The following is a 20046-nucleotide window of genomic DNA, read 5'->3' on the forward strand; positions in this document are numbered from 1 at the left end:
GGGAACCGTTCGAGTGACCGTCCCGGGCGCGGCGGCAACAGGCCGCGACCTCTTCCGGACCGTCACCATCCGCCCCGACGGCTCGCCGTTCCGGTGGGTCTTCCGCTACATGGAGGCGATCGCTCCCGATGGGGAGCGATCGTTGATCTGCGTCGAGACGTCGATCGAGCAGCCGGTTGACGATCCGGCCGAGCTCGAGGGCCAGGACGTGCCCCCGCTCACGGCGCCGGCGCTGTCCGATTGGAAGCGCCTTGAGTCGATCGCGCGGACGAACCTGTCGGCGCTGCTTGGCGGCAGCAGAGAAGGCGAGCTTCCGCCGGCCGCTGGGAGCGCGGCGCGGCCCCTGACGAGCACGACGGAGATCCCGCGGCGGAAGGCGTTGACGCGGGAGTTCCTCGAGGAGATCGCCAGCCGGTACCGGCGGCATCTGGCAGCAGGGCTTCCTCCGACTCAGACCATCATGCGAGAGGAGCGCGTCTCACGACGCACCGTGGGCAACTGGCTCGCGGCTGCTCGGCGAGAGGGGCTCCTCGGGGAGGCGCCGCGCGGCGTCGCCGGAGAGGAGAACCGATGAGCACGACCACGACGCGACGGCGCCTTCCCGAAGGCGTGACCCCCCGGCACTCGCGCTCGTGCGCGAGCCGCCACGACAGCGCCTGCGACTGCGCGCCGCGGTACCAGGCGCACGCGTGGGACCCGGTGACGCGCCGGAAGGTCCGGAAGACGTTCCGCACGACAGCCGAGGCGAAGAGCTGGCGGGCGAGCGCGACCGCCGCGATCGAGCGCAAGGAGCTGCGCGCCGTCAAGTCGCCCACCCTGCAGGCGGCCGCCGGCGAGCTGCTCGAGGGGATGCGCGCCGGCGCCATCCGGGCCCGGGGCGGCGACCCCTACAAGCCCTCTACGATCGCCAGCTACGAGGGCTCGCTGCACCAGCACGTGCTCCCCGCCCTCGGCCGCCGCCGCCTGTCCGACGTGTCCCGCGGCGACCTCGTGACGCTGATCGAGCGCCTGCTCGGCGCCGGCAAGAGCGCCTCGACGATCAGGAACTGCATCAACCCCCTCCACGTGCTCTTCCGCCGGGCCCTCGACCAGGGGACGATCGCCGTCAGCCCGGCCGCCCACCTCCCCCTTCCCGCGCTCGCGCAGGGCCGCGACCGGATCGCGACGCCCGCCGAGCAGGCGACGCTCCTCGAGCCGCTCGAGCCGGCCGACCGGGTGCTGTGGGCGGTGGCCTTCGGCGCCGGCCTGCGCGCCGGTGAGCTGCAGGGCCTGCGCTGGGAAGACGTTGACCTCGACGAGGGCGCGCTCCATGTCCGCCGCTCATGGGATCCGAAGTCGCGGACCTTCGTGGCTCCGAAGTCCCGCCGGTCACGGCGCGCGGTGCCACTGCTCGCGACGGTGCGCGCCGCCCTGCTGTCGCACGCCATGGCGACAGGGCGGCGGTCGGGGCTCGTCTTCGGGCGCGACGGAGAGCGCCCGTTCTCGCACTCCGCGGCGCTCTCGCGGGCGTCGAAGGCATGGGCCAAGGCCCAGGTCTCCCCGCTCGCCTGCGACCGCGACGCGGCCTCCCGTGGCGAGCGGCCGCTACCGCCCTGCGCGAAGCTCGGCTTGCACGAGGCGCGGCACTCCTACTGCTCGACGATGCTCGAGGCCGGCGTGTCGCCCGCGAACGTGTCCCGGTATGCCGGCCACGCCAGCGTCGCCTTCACGCTCGCCCGGTACGTGCACGCCCGCGCCGACCAGGGCGCCGACGACGCGGGGCGCATGGATGCCTTCCTCACGAGAGCCGTCGCTCCGTAGCGATTCGCCTAGCGGCCCCCCCGGCCGGCGATGGCCCCCTTCGCGCTCGCGTGTGCGTAGTTGATCCGCCTCTCCACCCTCCGAAAGACGTCCTCCGTGATGTGGTGGTGGTAGATCGGGAGCTTCGGGCGCAACCGTTGGGAGCTCGCCCCGGTTGACCAGGCGGCTGTTTCGATGGCGTCGGTGCCCGCTAGACGAGCGACCGTCTCGACCGCGGGCAGCAAATCTGTGTCGTTGGAGAGGAGGATCGCGACGTCGCACTTACCAGCGGTGACGCACTCGACGAGCCCCAGCGCCAACTGAACGTCGATGCCCTTCTCCACCGGCGGATCGGCCGGATAGGTCGGCCGATACCGAAGCGGCCGCAGATGCACCTGCACAACGGGACTTGTCTTTTGCCAGTCGGCCGCCTGGCGCCGGCACGCGCCGTGGCCGGTGGGATCCTTCGAGGACGTTGGCAGCCCTCTGTGGACTTGGACCTTGCAAAGCGAGCCGTCAGCTCCGCGGCCGTTTCCGAAGGCAAGGATGCGACCCAGGTTGAACGGGCAGAAGTTCCCGTGCTCGCTGGGCATGCCATCGATGCCAAACGCCCGCCGGGCAGAGCGGTACGCGTTCTGCCAGTCGATGAAGACGGCGACGCGCTTGCTCTGCCCGGCCACGGCACTCCCAAAAAAGACCTCGCCAGCGCGGCCGAAACCGGGCGGCGAGGAGGAATACCTGCAAGCTAGTTCTCGGCCTGTGGCCGGGCAAGCAAAACTAACCGTTCGTTTAGCAAACAGACGTTCCGCCGCATGCCGGCGGCAACGCGCCCCTAGACCAAGCGCAGCCTCCGCAACGAGCGGCGCGAGCCCTGCTCGAGCATGCGATCCAACTCGGCAGCCCCATCGAGCTGGACCTCAGTGGGCCCGGGGTGCTCCACGAGGATGCAGTCGAGGACCCGCGCGCCGCGGTCTTCGCTGAAGCACTGCCGCAAGACCGGTGGCGCGATGCCAGGCCATCCGTCGATGCCGACCTCGAGATTCGGCGGGTACTGCTCCAAGACGCGGATGAAGTCCGCGACCGTCATGCCCTTCATCGGTTCCTCCCTTGTCCAACTGCCCACGCTCGCTGAGCACGAGCGAGCTGGCCGCCCCCTGCTCGCGACTCGACGTTGTGGCGCGGCGGACCGCGCGGGAGGAATCGAGTTCTGGGTTGGGCTGGGGAGCAGCCGCACAGCACAGTACCTGCTCAGCCGGACGGCTCGAGCTTCAGGCGGGGGCGCGCGCCACAGTGTGCGCCACGCGCGCCACGGATTGACGGGTCTCGACGGGTCCTGGCGCGATTCCGGCCGGGGCGCTGGAGAGGACAGGATCCCGCTCCACAAGCCGGAATCCCACTGCTGATCGGGAGAGGCGACGGCGGGAGTCGAACCCGCGATGGCGGTTTTGCAGACCGCTGCGTTAGCCACTTCGCCACGTCGCCGGGCCCTCGGAGGCTAGCAGCGGCGCGGGCCGGGCTTCAGCCGACCTCCGCCGGATCCTCCAGCCAGCGGCGCGGGCCGGGGCCGCGGGCGCCGAGGCGGTCGCCGGGGTTCGCGAGCGCGCACGTCTCGAGCGACAGGCAGCCGCAGCCGATGCACTTCGTGAGGCCGTCGCGCAGCCGCTGGAGCTCGGCGATGCGCCGGTCGATGCGCGCGGTCCACGGACCGGACAGGCGCTCCCACTCCGCGGCCCGGGGCACGCGGTCGGTGGGCAGGCGCGCGAGCTCGGACCCGATCTCCTCCAGCGTGAGCCCGACGCGCTGCGCGAAGACGATGAAGGCCACCCGGCGCAGGGCCGCGCGGGGGTAGCGGCGGTGGCCCGCGGCGGTGCGCTCGGGCCGGAGCAGGCCGCGGTCCTCGTAGAAGCGCAGCGCCGAGGTGGCGACGCCCGAGCGCTCCGCGAGCTCGCCGATGGTGAGCGGGTCGTCCACGCCGGCAGTGCATCACGCCGCGCCCTTGACTTCAACCTCGCTTGAAGGTGCAGCATCGCCGCGCACGAAGCGATCGAGACGGAGGAACGCGGGATGAGCAGAGCGATGGCGTTCTCGGCGCCGGGGCCGCCGGAGGCGATGCGGCTGGTCGAGGTGGCGCCGCGGGCGCCGGGCGCGGGCGAGGTGCAGGTGCGGGTGATGGCGGCCGGCGTGCAGCCGGCCGACTGCGCGGCGCGGGCGGGGCGGTCGGCCCTGACGCCGGCGGACGGCGTGGTGGGCAACGAGTTCGCCGGCGTGGTGGAGCGCGTCGGCGCGGGCGTCGCCGCCCACGCCCCGGGCGACCCGGTGATCGGCTTCACCACGATGGGCGCCTACGCGGAGCTGGTGACGGTCCCGGCCGACCAGCTCGCCGCCAAGCCCGCGGGCATGCCGTGGACCGAGGCGGCGGCCCTCTCGGCGTCGGGCCAGACGGCGCACACGGCGCTCGGCGAGCTGGGCGTGGCCCTGGGCGACACCGTCCTGGTGCACGCCGCGGCGGGCGGCGTGGGCTCGATGGCCGTGCAGATCGCCCGCAGTCGGGGGGCGGTGGTGATCGGCACGGCGCGCCGTGCCAACCACGCCTACCTGCGCTCGCTGGGCGCGATCCCGGTCGAGTACGGCGACGGCCTGGTGGCGCGGGTGCGGGCGCTGGCGCCGGAGGGCGTGGACGCGGCGCTCGACGCGGTGGGCGGCGGGGCGGTGGCGGCATCGCTGGCCCTCGTCGAGGACCGCTCGCGCATCGGCACGATCGTCGACTTCGGCGCCGCGGCGCGGCGCGGGGTGCGGGCCATCCGCACGCAGCGCTCGGCGGAGCGCCTGCGCGAGCTGATCGCCATGTGGAGCTGGGACGAGCTGCGGGTGCACGTCTCGCGCACCTACCCCCTCCACCGCGCGCCGGAGGCCCACCGCGAGGTGGAGGCCGGCCACGTGCGCGGCAAGGTGGTGCTGACGATGCCGGCCCTCGACGGCCGGCGCCGGGAGGTGCGGCCGGTGGAGATGGCGGCGTAGGCGGAAGCGGGGGTGCGTAGCATGGGCGCATGGCCCGATCCGCATCCGCGCGGTCCTCCGCGTCCGCCGCGCTCTGCGCGGTCGTCCTCGCGCTCGTCGTCGCCGCCCCGGCCGCGGCGCACACGGCCCTCGAGACCGTCCGGCCGGCCGACGGAGCCGTGCTTGCCGAGGTGCCGCCGCGGGTGGTGGCGGCCTACGGCACCGCGCTGGCGGCGGCCGGCCCGGCGCAGGCATCGGGCGGCGGCGGCGCGCGGGTGGCCGGCGCCGCCCGGCTCGACCCGCGCGACGCGCGGCGGCTGATCATCCCGCTGGCCGGCGGCGGCCCGGGCCTCCACACCGTTACGTGGACGGTCACCGGCGCCGACGGCCACGACCTGACCGGGCGGACGACGTTCCGGGTGCGGGCGCCCTCGCTCGCCGCGACGCTGCGCCGCGTGGCGCGCGAGCTGCGGACGGCCGCGGCGGCGCTGGAGCGGGCGGCGGCCGCGGCGACGGCCCGGTGAGCCCGCCCGCGGGGCCCGCCGCGGCCGCGGGCGCCGAGCGCATCGAGGTGGCCACCGGCCACGGCACCGCCCTCGTGCACCTGCACCGCGCCGAGCGTCCGGCGGCCGCGCTGCTGATGGGCCACGGCGCGGGCGGCGGCGTCTCGGCGCCGGACATCCTCGCCGCGACCGAGGTCGGGCTCGGGCTCGGCGTCTCGGTGGCGCTCGTGGAGCAGCCGTACCGGGTGGCGGGCCGGCGGACGCCCCCGCCCGCCGCGCGCCTCGACGCGGCCTGGACCGCGGTCGCCGAGCGCCTGCTCGGCGGCGAGCTGGCCGGGCTCCCCCACCTCGCGGGCGGCCGCTCGTCCGGCGCGCGGGTGGCCTGCCGCACCGCCGCGGCGACCGGCGCCGCCGGCGTGCTGTGCCTCGCCTTCCCGCTCCAGCCGCGCGGCCGCTCGGGCCCCCCGCGGCCGAGCCGGCTGCCCGAGCTGGAGGCCGTGACCGTGCCCGTGTTGGTGGTGCAGGGGGTGCGCGACGCGTTCGGGATGCCGCCGGACGCCCCGGGGCGCACGGTGGCGCGGGTGGACGGCGACCACCGCCTGGCGGCCGACCTGCCCGCCGTGCGGGCCGCGGTCGCCGCCTGGCTGCCGGCGCCGCTCGCCGGCCCCCGCCCGGGCCGTCCCGGGCCCGGAGACGGCGAGGGCCCCGCCGGAGCGGGGCCCTCGTGAGAGCGGATGAAGGGACTCGAACCCTCGACCTTCTGCATGGCAAGCAGACGCTCTAGCCAACTGAGCTACATCCGCAGTGCGCTCGCGGCAGTGTACCGATCGGCGGGCGGGCCCTCAACGGCGGCGGCGCTCAGGCGGCCTGCCAGGGGTCCGTGTCGGTGTCGGCGAAGCGCACCTCCACCCCCTCCGGCGCGAGCGCGCGCGCGAGCCCCTTCGTCCAGGCCTTGAGCGTCACCCGCTCCGCGTGGGCGTGCGGCAGGTGCACCAGCGGCAGGCCCTCGGCGCGGTCGGCGTCGTGGTACTTGAGGTCGCTGGTCACGTACGCGTCGGCGCCGGCGGCGCGGGCGTCGTCGATGAGCGAGCCGCCCGACCCGGTGCAGCAGGCCACCCGCTCGACGCGCGCCCAGGGGTCGCCCACGTAGCGCACCGGGGCGCCCGGGAAGCCGCCGCGCACCCGCTGCACGAGCTCGGCGAGGGTGGCGGCCCCCACGCCGCCCACCCGGCCGAGCCCCGCACCGGGGTCGTCCGCCGACGGCCGCAGCGGCCGCGCGTCGGCGACGCCCAGGATGCCGGCCATCAGGTCGTTGAGCCCGCCGCGCGCGCTGTCGAGGTTGGTGTGCGCGGCCACGATGGCCACCCGGTCCTCGGCCGCGCGCAGCACCAGCTCGGCGGCGCGGCCGCCGTCGGTGAGCGCGGCGATGCTCGGGAAGATGGGCGGGTGGTGGGTGACCACGGCGTCGCAGCCGTGCTCGCGCGCCTCCGCCAGCACCTCGCCGCGCAGCTCGAGGGCGACCAGCACCCGGCGCACGGGCTGGTTGTGGCGCCCCACGAGCAGGCCGACGTTGTCCCACTCCTCGGCGAGGACGGCGGGCGCCAGGCGCTCCACGGCGTGGACGAGCTGGGCGACGAGCACCGCCGCATCGTAGGCGCCGGGCGGCGCGCGGGCTACGCCGCGGCGGCCGCCGCGGCCTTCTGCGCCAGGTGCGCCGGCACCTCCGCGTAGTGGTCGAAGTGCATCGTGTACTCGCCGCGGCCGCCGGTCATCGCCCGCAGGTCGGGCGCGTAGGAGAGCATCTCGCTCATCGGCACCTCGGCGCGCACGGTCTCGTCGTGGCCGCGCGCCTCCATCCCGAGGGGGTGCCCGCGCCGGGACGAGAGGTCGCCCATGACGTCGCCCACGTGCTCGGCGGGCACGGTGATCTCCACATGCATGACGGGCTCGAGGAGGGTCGGCCGGGCCGCCGCGATGGCGGCGCGCACGCCGATCGCGCCGGCGATCTTGAACGCCATCTCGGACGAGTCGACCGGGTGGTGCTTGCCGTCGTAGAGCGTCACCCGGATGTCGACCACCGGGTAGCCGGCCAGCTCCCCCTGCTGGAGGGCCTCCACCACGCCCTTCTCGACCGCGGGGATGAACGCGCGCGGGATGACCCCGCCCACGATCCTGTCGACGAACTCGAAGCCGTCGCCGCGCGGCAGCGGCTCCACCCGCAGCCAGCAGTCGGCGTACTGCCCGCGGCCGCCGCTCTGCTTCTTGTGCTTGCCCTCGGCCTCGGCGGTCGTCGTGATCGTCTCGCGGTACGGCACGTGGGGCGGCGCCAGGTCCATCGCCACGCCGAAGCGCCGCTCGATGCGCTCGGCGATCACCTCCACGTGCATCTGCGAGAGCCCGGCCACGATCAGGTCGCCGGTCTGCTCGTCGTGGTGCACGTCGAGGGTCGGGTCCTCGTCGCGCATGCGCCGCAGCGAGGCGTTGAGCTTGTCGTCGTCGCCCTCGTCGTGGGCGGTCACGGCGAAGCTCATGAGCGGCGGCGGCAGCTCGAGCGGCGGGAAGGCCACCCGGGCGCCGTCGGTGAGGACGTCGCCGGTGGCGACGTCCTTCAGCTTGGCCACCGCCCCGATGTCGCCGGGGCCGATCTCGGTGAGCGGGACGTGGTCCTTGCCCTGCAGGGCGAAGAGCTGGCCGACGCGCTCCTTGCCGCCGGTGCGCACGCAGACGGCGTGGCCGTCGCCGCGCAGGACCCCGGAGACCACGCGCAGCAGGCTGATGCGGCCGCTGAACTGGTCGGCCACCGTCTTGAAGCAGCGCGCGACGAGCGGGCCGTCCGCCGAGGCGGTCAGCTCGACCGGCTCGCCCGTGTCGGCGTCGATCGCGCCCCGCACGCCGGCCCGGGCCGGCGACGGCAGCGCCTCCACCAGCAGGTCGAGCAGCCGGTCGACGCCCACGCCGGATCCGCCGGCCGTGCAGACCACCGGGGCGACGCGCCCCTCGGCGACGCCGGCGAGGATGGCGGCGATGAGCTCGTCGGTCGTGATCTCCTCGCCCTCCAGGTACTTCTCGATGAGCGCGTCGTCGTTCTCGGCCACCACGTCGATGAGGTGCTCGCGCGCCGCCCGGGCCGCGTCGGCCAGCTCGTCCGGGACGGGGCCGGTGGTGCCCTCCGGCGACCCGTCGGCGTAGGTGGTGGCCGTCATCGAGACCAGGTTGACGACCCCGCGGAAGCCGTCCTCGGCGCCGATCGGCACCTGGATCGCGACGGCGCCCGGCGCGATCGCGGCCAGGCCCGCCAGCGCGGCGTCGAAGTCGGCGCGCTCGCGGTCGAGCATGTTGACGGCGACCGCGCGCGGCAGGCCGGCCTCGGCGGCGCGCGCCCACAGGCGCTCGGTCTGGACCTCCACCCCGGCCGTCGCGTTGACGACCATCAGCGCGGCGTCGACCGCCCGCAGCGCGGCGAGCGTGTCGCCCTGGAACGACGCGTCGCCGGGCGTGTCGACCAGGTTGACCTTGTGGCCGCTCCACTCGAGGTGGCAGAGCGACGCGGAGATGGTCATGCCGCGGCGCTGCTCGTCCTCGTCGGCGTCGCAGACCGTGGTGCCGTCGGCCACGCGTCCCATGCGGGTGGTGGCGCCGGCCGCGAACAGCATCGCCTCGATCAGGCTCGTCTTCCCACTGCCGCGGTGTCCGAGGACCGCGACGTTCCGGAGGCGGGCGGGGTCGGGGTGCGCCATGGGCTTGTGCCTTTCCATACAAGGCCGGGAAGCGCAGTCTCGACCAGCGGCTAGCCCCGGTCAACCTCCCCGTCGCCCTGCAGCCGCCCCTTCAGCCGCAGGATCGCCTTCGTGTGGAGCTGGCTGATGCGGCTCTCGGTGACGCCGAGCACCTCGCCGATCTCGCGCAGGGTGAGGTGGTCGTAGTAGTAGAGCGCGATCACGATCTTCTCGCGCTCCGGCAGGCGCGCGATGGCGTCGGCCAGCGTGTCGCGCAGCTCCGTGATCTCCATCTGCAGGTCGGGCCGGTGCGAGCCGGTGTCGGCGATCGTGTCGATGAGCGACAGCGGCTCGCCGCCCGACGAGACGCTCCAGGTCTCGTCGAGGGCCACGATCGAGGAGTTGGAGATCTGGGTGATCGCGGCGCGGAAGTCGTCGAGGGTCATGCCGAGCGCCTCGGCGAGCTCCTCCTCGGTGGGGGCGCGCTGGAGCTTGTGCTCGAGCTGGGCCGCCTTGCGCTCGATCTCGCGGGAGCGGGCGCGCACGGAACGCGGCACCCAGTCGAGCGAGCGCAGCTCGTCGATGATCGAGCCCTTGATGCGCGGCAGCGCGTAGGTCTCGAACTTGATCTGCCGCTCCGGGTCGAAGCGCTCCACCGCGCCGATGAGCCCCATGAGCCCGTAGGAGATGAGGTCGGTCTCCTCCACGTGGCTCGGCAGCTGGCTGTTCATGCGGCCCGCGACGAACTTCACGAGCGGCGCGTACGTCAGGACCAGCCGCTCCTTGGCCTGCGGGTCGTCGTGGTCCTTGAAGCGGCGCCACAGCATGCGCAGCTCCTCCTCGCCCTGCGCCGCGCCGGCGGCGCCGCGTCGGAAGGCGTCCCAGGTCAACGCGGGAGGGAGGGTCGCGCGGGCATTCCGGCGAGTCTAGTCAACAGCCCCGCGTCCACGGCGGCCGCGCCGCTCACCGGCGCCTCGTGCCGCGATGGTCCAGCCACATCACCAGGGCGATGTCGAGCGCGGCCAGCACGGCCAGGGCGACGCCCATCCCCAGCGCGAGCTGCCGGTCGCCGTCGCCCACCACCAGCCCCACCACGATCGTGCCGCCGAGCCACACGAGCGCGCGCGGCAGCCGGTAGGTGTAGGCGTGCCCCAGCCCCGGCAGCAGCAGGCTCAGCAGCAGGGCCAGGATCACGGTGCGCCGGTCGGCCGGGCGCGTGCGCCAGCGGCGGGCGCTCACGCGGGCACCGGGGTGTCCTGCACCGCCCACCCGACCGGCCCGCCGAAGGCGGCGCGGGCCGCCGCGAGCGCCGCGTCGCGGTCGTGCTCCGGCTGGCAGTGCGTCAGCAGCAGCCGCCGCGCGCCCGCGCGCGCCGCCAGCGCGCCGGCGGCGGACGCGTTGAGGTGCGGCACGCCCTCCGGCACCGGGTCGGCGCCGAAGGTGCACTCGAGCACCAGCAGGTCGCAGCCGGCGGCGAGCTCGGGCAGCGCGTCGCCCGGCGCGCAGTCGGCGCCCAGGCAGACGGCGGCCCCGCCGTGCTGGACGCGCACCGCGTGGGTGGGGTCGAGGTGCGGCACGGGGCGGTGGCGCACGGTCAGGCCGCCCCCCAGCTCGAGCTCGCCGCCCTCCGGGGCGAGCTCCTCGAAGCGCAGCCCGGGCTCCCAGCCCTCCGAGCCCGCGAAGGCGGCCAGCCGGTCGCGCAGCCCGGGCGGGCCGATGACCCGCACGGTGCGGCCGGCGCCCGGCCCCCACGCCATGTAGACGCGCAGCGCGAGCAGATCGACGCAGTGGTCGGGGTGCATGTGGGTGATGACGAGCGCGGCGAGGTCCTCCGGGGCCACGTGGGCCTGCAGGCGGTTGAGCGTCCCGGAGCCGAGGTCGACCGCCACGGCGGCCCCGCCCGCCCGGACGAGATGGCAGCTCTGCACCTCCCCGTGGCGCGCGTAGGCGGCGCCGACGCCCACGGGGACGAGGGTGAGGCGGGGGTCACTCAGCTGGCTGCCGCTCCCCCGCGCATCGGCGGCCATGCTATACCGCCGCCATGCCCCGCCCGGTCCTCCGCCCGGTCGCGCTCGCGGTCGTGGCGATCGTCGTCGCGCTCGCCCTGGCCGCCTGCGGCGGCGGCGACGACGGCGGGGGCGAGGACCGCACGCAGGGCCTGACGCCCGCGCAGCTCGTGCAGCGCAGCGCCGTCGCCTGGGACGGCGTCGAGACGTTCCGGATCGCCCTCGAGGCGACCGGCCGCGTGGAGACCACCGGGGCCGCCGGCGCCGGTGGCCCCGGTGGTCTGTCGCGCCTCCTCGCCGGCGAGCTCGACGTCTCGGGCGAGGGCCCGGTGCAGATGCCCGACCGGGCGTCGCTCGACGTGCGGATCGACCTGGGCGGCCCGGCGCTGCAGGGCAACCTCACCCGGGTCGGCGACGAGGTGTTCGTCGGCCTGCTGGGCCAGGACTTCCGCGCCGACCTGCCGCCCGAGCAGGTGGGCCTGCTCGACCTGGGCGACCTCTACCCCGTGCTCGCCGGGTGGATCGAGCGGCCGCGCGAGACCGGGCGCGAGGAGGTCGACGGCACCGACACGGTCAAGCTGACCGGCCAGGCCGACGCCGCCCGGGTGCTCCGCGACATGGGCCCGCTGCTCGGCGGGCGGGCGATCACCCCCGCCCAGGCCCGCGCGGCCCTCGAGGAGGCGACCGTCGAGCTCTGGATCGGCACCGGCGACCTGCTGCCGCGGCGGCTGCACCTCGTGCTGCGGGGCGACGCCTCGCGGGTGAGCGACGCGGTGGGCGCGCTCGACGTCGACCTGACGGCCCGGATGTCGGCCTACGGCGAGCCGGTCGACATCCAGGCCCCGCGCGACGCGCGGCCGCTCGACCTGGACCGGCTCGGCGCCCTCGGCGGCGGGTAGGCCGCCCCTCCGCTAGGCCGGAGGGGGCTCCGCCTCCATCCGGCGCAGCCGCTCCACGTTGCGCAGGTCGAACGCCTCGGCGCCGTCCGGCTCGGCGAGGAAGGCCTCGAGGATCTCGCGCCCCATCGCCGGGCTCGTGATGCGCAGCGACAGCGCGAGCACGTTGGCGTGGTTGTACCTGCGCGCCATGCGCGCGGTCTCGGCGTCGACGCACAGGGCCGCCCGCGCGCCGGCCACCTTGTTGGCCGCGATGGAGGCGCCGGTGCCCGACCAGCAGCAGACGACCGCCCGCTCGCAGCGCCCCTCGGCCACCGCGCGCGCGGCCGCGGCGCTGGCGTCGACCCACTCCTCGTCGCCGCCGGCGGGCGGGCCGTGAAGCTCCACCTCGTGGCCGGCCTCGCGCAGCGCGGCGGCCAGCTCCTCGGTGAGGACGGTCGTCTCGTCCGACGCCAGCGCGATCCTCGTCACCAGGCCTCCCCGCCCATGCCCCGCTAGTCTCGCACGCATGATCATCCGGGGAGGGACCTTCGGGCCGGTGGCCACCAATACCTACGTCGTCGCCGACGCCCACGGCGGCTCGGCGTGGGTCGTGGACCCGGCGATGGGCAGCGCCGCGTGGGTCGCCGAGACGCTGCGCCGCTTCGAGCTGCGCCCGGTCGCGGTGCTCGATACGCACGGCCACTGGGACCACGTGGTGGAGAACCACGTCTGGGCGGAGAACGGCCTGCCCGTCTGGGTCGGCGCCGGCGACGAGGACTGGCTCGCGGCCCCCGCGCCGTTCAACCCCGCCCTGTTCGGCAACCCGCCGCCCACGCCCGGGGTCACCCCGGAGCGCATCCTGGCCGACGGCGACGTGCTCGAGCTCGGCGACCTGCGGTTCCGCCTGCTGGCGACCCCCGGCCACTCGCCCGGCTGCATGGTCGCGGTGGAGGAGTCGGAGGGCGTGGCGCTGGTGGGCGACCTCGTCTTCGCCCAGGGGGTGGGCCGCACCGACTTCCCCCGCAGCGACCCCGCCGCCATGCTGGCCAGCCTGCAGCGCCTGTTCGACGAGGTGCCGCGGGACGTGCGCATCCACCCCGGCCACGGCCCCTGGGGCGTCACGCTCGGCGAGGCCGAGCCCTACGCGCGGATGTTCATGTGAGCGCGGCCCCGACGCGCGAGGCGGTCGTCGCGGCGCTCCGCGGCGTGCACGACCCCGAGCTGCACCGCAGCATCGTCGACCTCGGCATGGTCGGCAGCGTGGAGGTGCGCGGCGACCGCGTGCAGGTCGGCATCCGGCTCACGATCGCCGGCTGCCCCCTGAAGGCGGAGATCCAGCGCCGGGTGGTGGAGGCGGTCGGCGGCCTGGCCGGCGTCGAGGCCGTCCAGGTGACCATGGACGCGATGTCCGACGAGCAGCGCCGGGCGCTGCGCGAGGGCCTCACCGGGCCGGACCGCCCGTCGCCGTTCCGGGAGGGCAGCCGCACCACGGTGATCGGCGTCGCGTCCGGCAAGGGCGGGGTCGGCAAGTCGAGCATCACCGCCAACCTCGCGCTCGCCCTGGCGCGCGACGGCGCCACGGTGGGCCTGCTCGACGCCGACGTCTACGGCTACTCGATCCCGCGCATGATGGGCGTCACCCGCCCGGCCGTGTCGGTCGACGACCTGATGATGCCGGTCGAGGCGCACGGCGTGCGGATGATGTCGATCGGCTTCCTCACCGAGGAGGACTCGCCCGTCATCTGGCGCGGGCCGATGCTCCACAAGGCGCTCACCAGCTTCATCACCGAGGTCTGGTGGGACGACCCCGACTACCTGCTCGTCGACCTGCCACCCGGGACCGGCGACGTCGCCCTCTCCCTCGCGAGCCTGCTGCCGACCTCCTCGTTCGTGATCGTCACGACGCCCCAGCTCGCGGCCCAGCGGGTGGCCCGCCGGGCCGCGGCGATGGCCGCCCGGGTCAACCTGCCGGTGGCCGGCGTGATCGAGAACATGAGCTACTTCGTCGCCCCGGACACCGGCGCCCGCTACGAGGTCTTCTCCGGCGGCGGCGGCGCGGCGCTCGCCAACGAGCTCGGCGTGCCGCTGCTGGGGCGCATCCCGCTCGAGCCCGCGGTCGCGTCGGCGGGCGACGCCGGACTGCCGGTGGTGGCCTCCCACCCGGAGAGCCCCGCCGCCCGCGCGCTGGAGGACGCGGCCCGGGCCGTCGCCGCCGCGGTTCCCAGGGAGGCCCTCGCCGCCAACTGATGCCGCCGCCGCTGCTAGCATCGTGCCCCATCGCGACGCCTCCGACCGCTGCGGGGAGCGTTGTCGACCCACGACGCCCGAGGTTTGCTGAATGACCTACGTCATCACAGAGCCCTGCATCGGCACGAAGGACACCTCCTGTGCCGACGTCTGCCCCGTGGACTGCATCCACCCCGCCGCCGGGGAGGAGGGCCACGAAGAGGCCACCATGCTCTACATCGACCCGAGCGAGTGCATCGACTGCGATGCCTGCGTGGAGGCGTGCCCGGTCGACGCGACCATGTCCGAGGACGACGTCCCGGACAAGTGGGAGGTCTTCAAGGAGATCAACCGCGTCTACTACGAGGACGGGCCGGCGGCCGGCGAGAAGATGGTCGCCGACTACCTCTCGAGCAAGGCCTAGTCCCAAGCCGCGAACCGGCTCGGCCTGGCTGATCCAAGCCGCGAACCGGCTCGGCCTGGCGGCCTCGCACGCGGCAACGGCCGGCACCGGCTGACCGCCGGGAACGGCTGATCCGAGCCGCGAACCGGCTCGGCCTGGCGGCCTCGCACGCGGCAACGGCCGGCACCGGCTGACCGCCGGGAACGGCCGGCCGGGCTGCCCGTCACGGGCGGCCTGGCGGCTTCGCACGCGGCAGCGGCCGGCACCGGCTGATCGCCGGGGCTGGCTGATCCAATCCGCGAACCGGCTCGGCCTGGCGGCCTCGCACGCGGCACCGGCCGGCACCGGCTGTCCGCCGGGGCTGGCTGATCCAAGCCGCGAACCGGCTCGGCCTGGCGGCCTCGCACGCGGCAACGGCCGGCACCGGCTGATCGCCGGGGCTGGCCGGCCGGGCTGATCCGAGTCGCGAACCGGCTCGGCCTGGCGGCCTCGCACGCGGCAGCGGCCGGCACCGGCTGATCGCCGGGAACGGCCGGCCGGGCTGCCCGTGGCGGGCCCGGCGGGGCGCTACGGCAGCCGGCGGCCCCGCCGCGTCGCCATGCGGCGCGCGACCAGGGCGGCGATCGCGCCGACCGTCACCCGGTTGACCAGGGCGCGCGCCAGCAGGCCGGCCCCCACCGCCGTGCCGATCACGATGAGGGCGCCGGTGTCGGCGCCCGGCCCGGCGCCGGCGAGCGCCGCGATCAGGCAGCCGAGCAGCGCCAGGCCGCCCGCCGCGACGGCCACGACCAGGCCCGCATAGAGCGCGACCCGGCCGCGCACGACGTCGAAGCCGGTCTCGGCCGCCAGGCGACCCAGCTCCCGGCGCCGGCCCATCAGTTCATCCGCCGGCGCAGGTCGGCGACGGCGGCCAGCGCGTCGCCGATCGCGGGCGCGGCGGGGTCGGCGGGCCGGACGGCGAGGAAGCCGCTCCCCACGGCCTCGGCCTCGCCGTAGCGCCCGGCCCCGGCCAGCAGCACGACCGCCTCGCGCACCAGCTCGCCGTCGTCGGGGTCCACGATCAGGCCCAGCTCCACGGTCCACAGCGCCGCGTCCAGCCGGCGGCGGCGCAGGTAGGAGCCGCGCAGGTTGCGCAGCGTGCGGCCGAGGATGTGGCGCTCCGACACGGGCGCCACGTGCTCGAGCCGGAACGGGACGCCGGCGGTGCGCTCGACCAGCGCGGCGCAGTCGGCCAGCTCGAGCCGGCGCCAGCCGCCGAAGGGGTCGATGTAGACCGGCTCGGGCGCCTCGAGGTCGGCGATCACGAAGTGGCCGGGCATGCCGACGCCCGCCATCGCGGCCCCCACGCGCGCGGCGACCGCCAGCGCGAGCGTGGCCAGCGCGATCGGCAGCCCGCGGCGGCGCTCGAGCACCTCGTGCAGGAACGAGTTGCGCGGGTCGTCGTAGTCGTCGGTCGCCCCGCGGAAGCCCGCCGCGCGCAGCACCTCCACGACGCCCTCCGCGCGCGCCGCATCGGCCAGCGCCTCGACCTGCCCCAGCGCGAGCCCCATGTCGAGCGCCTGCGAGCCCTCGGCGGCGATCAGCAGGTTGGCCTCGGCGAGGTCCATCGGCCCGTCGGCGACCAGCTCGGCCAGGCGCGCCCGCGTCGCGGCGCTCACCGGGCCGCGCCGAGCAGCGCCGCCTCGGCCTCCTGCAGGGCCGCCCGGCAGAGCGCCTGTGCCGCCTTGCGGGCGGCGACGGCCGCGTCGTCGCCCGCCCCCTCCGGCAGGGGCCCGCGCGCGAGGCGCGCGGCGGCGGCCACGAGCGGCCCGGGGGGCAGCCCCTCGGCGTGACGGGCCGCCTGCGCGAGCAGCGCCGGCGCCACGGCGTCGCGCCGCACCAGGGCCATCTCGCACTGCGCCAGCGCCGCGCACAGGCGCACCGCCTCGTCGGGGGTCACGGCAGCCACGCCCTCAGATTGCCCCCCATGACGCCGTCGCAGTCCGCCGGCGACCAGCCGGCGGCGCGGGCGGCCAGCGCGACCAGGCGCAGCGCCGTGCCGTGCTCGCCGTAGGGGCGGTCCGAGCCGAACACGAGCCGGTCCGGCGGCAGGCGCACGAGGTCGGCCATCGCGGCCAGCGAGGTGTCGAGCATCACCCCGGGCCAGTCCGCCAGCCGCGCCGCGATCGCCCGCGCGTCCCCGCGCCCGCCGTGGGCCAGGATCAGGCGCGCGCCCGGCGCCGCCTCGAGCAGCGCGCCGATCGGCCCGGCGAGCGGCCGCGCGCCGAAGCCGGCGTGGATGGTCACCGGCCACCCCAGCGCGGCCGCGTCGCGCACGAGCGCGGCCGCCTCCGGCGCCTCCGGGCGGAAGCGCTGGGCGACGGGGTGCAGCTTGAGCCCGCGCGCCCCGGCCGCCGCCGCCCGGGCCAGCTCGTCGCGCGCCCGCGGGTGCCCGGGATCCACCCGGCAGAACGGGATGATCCGCCCGGGCGCCCGCCGCGCCGCGGCCAGCACGGCGTCGTTGGCGGCGGCGAAGTCGCCCTCGACGCCCGGCTCGTCCGCCGGGAAGCAGACGGCCGCCCGCAGGCCCCAGCGGTCGAGGTCGGCGAGCAGCCCGGCGTCGTCGAGCCGGTGCCCGTCGCGGTCGCGGCCGAGGTGCACGTGGGCGTCCACCGCGCCGGCGCGCGACAGGCCGCCGAGGTCGTCCTCGAGCGACCGCTCCAGGCGCCTCAGCTCGTCGAGGTCGGCGCCCGCGCGCCGGAGCGACGCGGCGTCCTCCCCCCAGGGCCTCACCCGGGCTCCAGGCCCTCGAAGGCCGCGATCGCCCCGCGCATCGACGCGGGCATGCGCGAGGGCCGTGCCCCGTACGCCGCCACGCCCACCACCACGAGCTGGGCGTCGGCGACCCGCGCGGGGCCCTCGCCGCCGAGCCGCTCGATGCGGACCGCCATCGTGTGGCTGCTGCGCCCGAGCTCGCCCACGCGGGCGAAGACCTCGAGCTCCTCGTCGAAGCGCGCCGGGCTCGCGTAGTCGACCCGCAGCGAGCGCACCACGAACAGGTGCCCCTCCGGCCCGAGCGGCGGGATGCCGAGGTGGCGACGGTACGCGATCACGCCGCGGTCGATGTGGAGCGGGTAGCGGCCGTAGTAGACGACGGCGCCGAGGTCGGTGTCGGCGATGTCCACCCGCGAGCGGGCGCTGAAGCGGAACGGGGGCAGGCGGTCGGTGGGGCCGGCGCCCGCGTGCGGCGCGCTCACCGGCGGCGCCCGAGCAGCAGGTGGTGCCACCCGCCGGCGATCGCGACCGCCCGCTCGACCGGGCAGCCCGCGTCGGCCATCCACCCGCGCAGCCGCCCCTCGTCGTACGCGTCGCCCCCCGCGGTCGACAGGAGCATCATCACGCCGAACGACGGACCCTGCGGGCTCAGGTCGCCGACGACCTCCTGCACCGCGAGCAGGCCGCCGGGGGCGAGCGCCGCGCCGGCGCGCGCCAGCAGCGCGGCGGCCGTCGCCGGGTCGAACAGGTGCACGACGTTGCCGAGGTAGACGACGTCCCACGGCCCCGCCGGGAGCGCCCGCGTGGCGTCGCCCGCGACGGTCGCGATGCCGGCCGCCCGCAGGTCGGGCTCGCCGATCTCGAGCGTCTCCGGCAGGTCCAGGACGGTCACCGACCAGCCCTCGGCCGCCATCCGCCGGGCGTACGTGCCCGGCGCGCCGCCCACGTCCAGCAGGCGCCCGCCGCCGCGCGGGGGGCCGATCGCCGCCGCCGTCTCGTCGGCGCGCTCCCCCGCCACCTGGCGCATCGCGCGCATGAAGCGCTCGCGGGTGGCCCGGTCGCCGCCGGACACCTCGTCGGGCGGCCGCCCGGTCAGCAGCGTCTCGTCCAGCCGCAGGTGGCTGCGGATGGCCCGCACCTCGAGGAACAGCTCGCCGGCGGGGTCGCGATCGCCCTCGGGCCGCACGAGCGCGGCGCCGGCATCCGTCAGCCGCAGCCGCCCGTCGCCGGCGGGCTCGAGCACCCCCGACGACGTCAGCGCGGTGCACACGACCCGGGTGGCCCGCGGGTCGAGCCCGGCGGCGCCCGCCGCCTCGGCCGGGGTCGCCGGCTCCTCGAGCGCCGCCAGCAGCCCGGTGGCGAGGGCCGCGTGCGCGACGAGGACGCTCCTCCAGTCCATGGCGGGCAGCGGCGGCATGGCGGCAGGCTACCGGGCTGGTACCCTGCGGCCCGTGGCGCGGGCGAGGAACTCGAAGAAGAAGACCGGCGGCCGGCGGGCGAACTACGCCCCCGCCCCCACCGAGGTCGGCACGCGCAGGTACCTGCCGATCGGCTGGGCCAACTGGCTGGGCTTCATCATGTTCGGGCTCATCTCGATCGCCCTGTTCGCCGAGACGATCGCCGCGATCGCCCAGCAGCGCGGCGCCGATCCCGTCGCGGCCGCCGTGATGACGGGCGTGTTCGGCACGATGACCTACCTCTTCGCCACGACCCGGGTGAAGGACTAGGCGTCGTCCGCCTCGCCGGCCGGCGCGCCCGGGCGGCGGAACGGCCACAACCGCCGCTTCGAGCGCTCCGGCGACGGGTCCGGCGGCGGCGGGTCCGGCGCCGGTGCGTGCGCGGCCTCGATGGGGTCGGGCGGCGGCGGAGCGGGCGGATCCGGCGGGGGCGGCGCCTCGGCCGGCGGTGGCGCCTCCACCGGCGCCGGGGCCTCCGCGGGCGGGGGCGGCGGCGGGGCCTCGACCGGCGCGGCCGGCGGCCGCGGCTCCTCCGCGGCGGGCGGCGGGGGTGGCGGCGGCGCGACGGCCGGCCGCGAGAACGTCGCGTACCCGTCCTCCTCGGCGGCGGGCGGGGGTGGCGGCACCTCGATCGGAGGCGGCGGCGGCAGGTCGACCGGCGCGGGCGCGGGCGGCGCCATCGGCGGGGGCTCCACCGGCGGGGGCTCCACGGGCGGCGGGGGCGCCACGGGCGGCGGGGGCTCCACGGGCGGCGGGGGCTCGAAGGGCGGTGGCGATGCGACGGGCGGCGGCGATGCGACGGGCGGCGGCAGGTCCACGGGCGGCGGCAGGTCCACGGGCGGCGGCGGCGGGAGAGGCGGCGGCGCCACCGCCGGGCCGACCACCGTCGCGGCGGGGGCGGGCGCCCACAGCACGCGCAGCTCGGTGGCGCCCAGCGTGAGCACGTCGCCCTGCGCGAGCGGCACCGGGCGCGCGACCACCCGGCCGTTGACCGCGGTCCCCGCGGTGGAGCCGAGGTCCTCGACGAGCATCAGCCCGGCCTCGATCCACACCCGGGCGTGCCGCCGCGACACGCGTGGGTCGGTCAGCACGATGTCGGCCGCCGGGTCGCGGCCGAGGCGGGCCTCGTCGCCGTGCATGGGGAAGCGGGCGCCCTCGTCCCGCCCGCTGACCACCTCGAACGCCTCGTCCGCCATCGCCGCCTCCTCGGCCTGACCATGCCACCCCGGCGCGCGCGGCGGGGAGCGCGGCGCGCCACCTCTGCCCCTTCGTCTGCCCCAAGGGGCGAGGCGATCGTCGTGGACGCGCCCGGCGGCCGGGCCTACAA

General features: G+C 76.5%; 26 protein-coding genes and 2 tRNA genes. 10 read left to right on the forward strand and 18 right to left on the reverse strand.

Annotated elements, in window-relative coordinates; all coding sequences use genetic code 11:
• The first annotated feature begins 13 nt into the window (after window positions 1-13).
• Both ITJ85_RS11960 and ITJ85_RS11965 read left to right on the forward strand, forming a co-directional pair.
• The gene (locus tag ITJ85_RS11960; protein ID WP_217913333.1) at window positions 14-574 is read left to right on the forward strand and encodes a hypothetical protein; all 561 of its coding nucleotides are present in this window, start codon (window positions 14-16) and stop codon (window positions 572-574) included.
• Window positions 571-1800 (forward strand): tyrosine-type recombinase/integrase, encoded by a 1230-nt coding sequence (locus ITJ85_RS11965; protein ID WP_217913334.1) that lies wholly within the window; start codon window positions 571-573, stop codon window positions 1798-1800. The genes ITJ85_RS11960 and ITJ85_RS11965 overlap by 4 nt, the downstream gene beginning before the upstream one ends.
• 8 nt (window positions 1801-1808) lie before the next feature.
• Here the strand turns inward: ITJ85_RS11965 and ITJ85_RS11970 are convergent, their stop codons facing one another.
• The 4 genes from ITJ85_RS11970 to soxR form a co-directional block, all read right to left on the reverse strand.
• Window positions 1809-2459 (reverse strand): NYN domain-containing protein, encoded by a 651-nt coding sequence (locus ITJ85_RS11970; RefSeq protein WP_217913335.1) that lies wholly within the window; start codon window positions 2457-2459, stop codon window positions 1809-1811.
• A 152-nt stretch (window positions 2460-2611) separates the two neighbouring features.
• Window positions 2612-2875: a hypothetical protein gene (locus ITJ85_RS11975; protein WP_217913336.1), complete on the reverse strand. Its 264-nt coding sequence runs from the start codon at window positions 2873-2875 to the stop codon at window positions 2612-2614.
• A 314-nt stretch (window positions 2876-3189) separates the two neighbouring features.
• Window positions 3190-3261, reverse strand: a tRNA-Cys gene (locus tag ITJ85_RS11980).
• Between the two features lie 36 nt (window positions 3262-3297).
• A complete protein-coding gene (gene soxR, locus ITJ85_RS11985) occupies window positions 3298-3750 on the reverse strand; it encodes a redox-sensitive transcriptional activator SoxR (RefSeq protein WP_217913337.1) in 453 nt (150 codons plus the stop codon).
• A 93-nt stretch (window positions 3751-3843) separates the two neighbouring features.
• Here soxR and ITJ85_RS11990 point away from each other — a divergent pair, with 93 nt between their 5' ends.
• From ITJ85_RS11990 to ITJ85_RS12000, 3 genes are read left to right on the forward strand one after another with little or no spacing between them, the layout of a single operon-like run.
• Window positions 3844-4797 (forward strand): quinone oxidoreductase family protein, encoded by a 954-nt coding sequence (locus ITJ85_RS11990; RefSeq protein ID WP_217913338.1) that lies wholly within the window; start codon window positions 3844-3846, stop codon window positions 4795-4797.
• A 29-nt stretch (window positions 4798-4826) separates the two neighbouring features.
• On the forward strand, window positions 4827-5300 hold the full coding sequence (locus tag ITJ85_RS11995) for a copper resistance protein CopC (RefSeq protein ID WP_217913339.1): 474 nt from the start codon (window positions 4827-4829) through the stop codon (window positions 5298-5300).
• Complete coding sequence (locus tag ITJ85_RS12000) at window positions 5297-6007, forward strand: alpha/beta hydrolase family protein (protein WP_217913340.1); 711 nt, start codon at window positions 5297-5299, stop codon at window positions 6005-6007. Before ITJ85_RS11995 ends, ITJ85_RS12000 begins: the two co-directional genes overlap by 4 nt.
• A 1-nt stretch (window position 6008) precedes the next feature.
• Here the strand turns inward: ITJ85_RS12000 and ITJ85_RS12005 are convergent.
• From ITJ85_RS12005 to ITJ85_RS12030, 6 genes are all read right to left on the reverse strand, one after another.
• Window positions 6009-6082 (reverse strand) — tRNA-Gly (locus ITJ85_RS12005).
• A 55-nt stretch (window positions 6083-6137) separates the two neighbouring features.
• Window positions 6138-6920, reverse strand: a complete 783-nt coding sequence (locus ITJ85_RS12010) for a Nif3-like dinuclear metal center hexameric protein (protein ID WP_217913341.1) — start codon at window positions 6918-6920, stop codon at window positions 6138-6140.
• Window positions 6921-6952: 32 nt separating this feature from the next.
• A complete protein-coding gene (gene fusA / locus ITJ85_RS12015; protein ID WP_217913342.1) occupies window positions 6953-9016 on the reverse strand; it encodes an elongation factor G in 2064 nt (687 codons plus the stop codon).
• 50 nt (window positions 9017-9066) lie between these two features.
• Window positions 9067-9885, reverse strand: coding sequence for an RNA polymerase sigma factor WhiG (gene whiG, locus ITJ85_RS12020; RefSeq protein WP_217913343.1), 819 nt, complete (start codon window positions 9883-9885; stop codon window positions 9067-9069).
• 73 nt (window positions 9886-9958) lie between these two features.
• Entirely contained in the window at window positions 9959-10234 is a 276-nt protein-coding gene (locus ITJ85_RS12025) for a hypothetical protein (RefSeq protein WP_217913344.1), read from the reverse strand.
• Window positions 10231-10959 (reverse strand): MBL fold metallo-hydrolase, encoded by a 729-nt coding sequence (locus ITJ85_RS12030; protein WP_217913345.1) that lies wholly within the window; start codon window positions 10957-10959, stop codon window positions 10231-10233. Before ITJ85_RS12030 ends, ITJ85_RS12025 begins: the two co-directional genes overlap by 4 nt.
• Before the next feature lie 77 nt (window positions 10960-11036).
• On the opposite strand from ITJ85_RS12030, the gene ITJ85_RS12035 reads away from it, so the two are divergent.
• Window positions 11037-11900 (forward strand): LolA-like protein, encoded by an 864-nt coding sequence (locus ITJ85_RS12035; RefSeq protein ID WP_217913346.1) that lies wholly within the window; start codon window positions 11037-11039, stop codon window positions 11898-11900.
• Window positions 11901-11912: 12 nt separating this feature from the next.
• On the opposite strand, the gene ITJ85_RS12040 is transcribed toward ITJ85_RS12035, so the two are convergent.
• The gene (locus ITJ85_RS12040; RefSeq protein WP_217913347.1) at window positions 11913-12368 is read right to left on the reverse strand and encodes an RpiB/LacA/LacB family sugar-phosphate isomerase; all 456 of its coding nucleotides are present in this window, start codon (window positions 12366-12368) and stop codon (window positions 11913-11915) included.
• Window positions 12369-12405: 37 nt separating this feature from the next.
• On the opposite strand from ITJ85_RS12040, the gene ITJ85_RS12045 reads away from it, so the two are divergent.
• From ITJ85_RS12045 to ITJ85_RS12055, 3 genes are all read left to right on the forward strand, one after another.
• Window positions 12406-13041 (forward strand): MBL fold metallo-hydrolase, encoded by a 636-nt coding sequence (locus tag ITJ85_RS12045; RefSeq protein WP_217913348.1) that lies wholly within the window; start codon window positions 12406-12408, stop codon window positions 13039-13041.
• On the forward strand, window positions 13038-14126 hold the full coding sequence (locus ITJ85_RS12050) for an Mrp/NBP35 family ATP-binding protein (protein WP_217913349.1): 1089 nt from the start codon (window positions 13038-13040) through the stop codon (window positions 14124-14126). Before ITJ85_RS12045 ends, ITJ85_RS12050 begins: the two co-directional genes overlap by 4 nt.
• A 91-nt stretch (window positions 14127-14217) precedes the next feature.
• Window positions 14218-14529 carry a 4Fe-4S dicluster domain-containing protein gene (locus ITJ85_RS12055; protein ID WP_217913350.1) on the forward strand — a complete coding sequence of 104 codons (312 nt, stop codon included), beginning with the start codon at window positions 14218-14220 and terminating at the stop codon, window positions 14527-14529.
• Between the two features lie 546 nt (window positions 14530-15075).
• On the opposite strand, the gene ITJ85_RS12060 is transcribed toward ITJ85_RS12055, so the two are convergent.
• Genes ITJ85_RS12060 through ITJ85_RS12085 form a run of 6 tightly spaced genes read right to left on the reverse strand, consistent with a single transcriptional unit; the run spans window position 15076 to window position 18679 of the window.
• Entirely contained in the window at window positions 15076-15384 is a 309-nt protein-coding gene (locus ITJ85_RS12060; protein WP_217913351.1) for a hypothetical protein, read from the reverse strand.
• A complete protein-coding gene (locus tag ITJ85_RS12065) occupies window positions 15384-16166 on the reverse strand; it encodes a transglutaminase family protein (protein ID WP_217913352.1) in 783 nt (260 codons plus the stop codon). Before ITJ85_RS12065 ends, ITJ85_RS12060 begins: the two co-directional genes overlap by 1 nt.
• On the reverse strand, window positions 16163-16447 hold the full coding sequence (locus ITJ85_RS12070) for a hypothetical protein (protein WP_217913353.1): 285 nt from the start codon (window positions 16445-16447) through the stop codon (window positions 16163-16165). The genes ITJ85_RS12065 and ITJ85_RS12070 overlap by 4 nt, the downstream gene beginning before the upstream one ends.
• Window positions 16444-17280 carry an amidohydrolase family protein gene (locus ITJ85_RS12075; RefSeq protein WP_217913354.1) on the reverse strand — a complete coding sequence of 279 codons (837 nt, stop codon included), beginning with the start codon at window positions 17278-17280 and terminating at the stop codon, window positions 16444-16446. Before ITJ85_RS12075 ends, ITJ85_RS12070 begins: the two co-directional genes overlap by 4 nt.
• Complete coding sequence (locus ITJ85_RS12080; RefSeq protein ID WP_217913355.1) at window positions 17277-17744, reverse strand: acyl-CoA thioesterase; 468 nt, start codon at window positions 17742-17744, stop codon at window positions 17277-17279. Before ITJ85_RS12080 ends, ITJ85_RS12075 begins: the two co-directional genes overlap by 4 nt.
• A complete protein-coding gene (locus ITJ85_RS12085; protein WP_217913356.1) occupies window positions 17741-18679 on the reverse strand; it encodes a class I SAM-dependent methyltransferase in 939 nt (312 codons plus the stop codon). The genes ITJ85_RS12080 and ITJ85_RS12085 overlap by 4 nt, the downstream gene beginning before the upstream one ends.
• Before the next feature lie 34 nt (window positions 18680-18713).
• Here ITJ85_RS12085 and ITJ85_RS12090 point away from each other — a divergent pair, with 34 nt between their 5' ends.
• Window positions 18714-18989: a hypothetical protein gene (locus tag ITJ85_RS12090; RefSeq protein ID WP_217913357.1), complete on the forward strand. Its 276-nt coding sequence runs from the start codon at window positions 18714-18716 to the stop codon at window positions 18987-18989.
• Here ITJ85_RS12090 and ITJ85_RS12095 read toward each other — a convergent pair.
• Window positions 18986-19915 carry an FHA domain-containing protein gene (locus ITJ85_RS12095; protein WP_217913358.1) on the reverse strand — a complete coding sequence of 310 codons (930 nt, stop codon included), beginning with the start codon at window positions 19913-19915 and terminating at the stop codon, window positions 18986-18988. The two genes, ITJ85_RS12090 and ITJ85_RS12095, sit on opposite strands and share 4 nt — an antisense overlap.
• Window positions 19916-20046 lie beyond the last annotated feature (131 nt).

Source organism: Miltoncostaea marina, assembly GCF_018141525.1.
Lineage (GTDB): Bacteria > Actinomycetota > Thermoleophilia > Miltoncostaeales > Miltoncostaeaceae > Miltoncostaea > Miltoncostaea marina.

What these genes read in the sequence shown, in the direction of transcription:
- ITJ85_RS11990 (WP_217913338.1), top strand. Translation starts at nt 3,844, where the DNA reads ATGAGCAGAGCGATGGCGTTCTCGGCGCCGGGGCCGCCGGAGGCGATG.
- ITJ85_RS11975 (WP_217913336.1), bottom strand. Translation starts at nt 2,875, where the DNA reads ATGAAGGGCATGACGGTCGCGGACTTCATCCGCGTCTTGGAGCAGTAC.
- fusA (WP_217913342.1), bottom strand. Translation starts at nt 9,016, where the DNA reads ATGGCGCACCCCGACCCCGCCCGCCTCCGGAACGTCGCGGTCCTCGGA.
- ITJ85_RS12085 (WP_217913356.1), bottom strand. Translation starts at nt 18,679, where the DNA reads ATGCCGCCGCTGCCCGCCATGGACTGGAGGAGCGTCCTCGTCGCGCAC.
- ITJ85_RS12045 (WP_217913348.1), top strand. Translation starts at nt 12,406, where the DNA reads ATGATCATCCGGGGAGGGACCTTCGGGCCGGTGGCCACCAATACCTAC.
- ITJ85_RS12095 (WP_217913358.1), bottom strand. Translation starts at nt 19,915, where the DNA reads ATGGCGGACGAGGCGTTCGAGGTGGTCAGCGGGCGGGACGAGGGCGCC.
- ITJ85_RS11995 (WP_217913339.1), top strand. Translation starts at nt 4,827, where the DNA reads ATGGCCCGATCCGCATCCGCGCGGTCCTCCGCGTCCGCCGCGCTCTGC.
- ITJ85_RS12055 (WP_217913350.1), top strand. Translation starts at nt 14,218, where the DNA reads ATGACCTACGTCATCACAGAGCCCTGCATCGGCACGAAGGACACCTCC.
- ITJ85_RS11965 (WP_217913334.1), top strand. Translation starts at nt 571, where the DNA reads ATGAGCACGACCACGACGCGACGGCGCCTTCCCGAAGGCGTGACCCCC.
- ITJ85_RS12035 (WP_217913346.1), top strand. Translation starts at nt 11,037, where the DNA reads ATGCCCCGCCCGGTCCTCCGCCCGGTCGCGCTCGCGGTCGTGGCGATC.
- ITJ85_RS12060 (WP_217913351.1), bottom strand. Translation starts at nt 15,384, where the DNA reads ATGGGCCGGCGCCGGGAGCTGGGTCGCCTGGCGGCCGAGACCGGCTTC.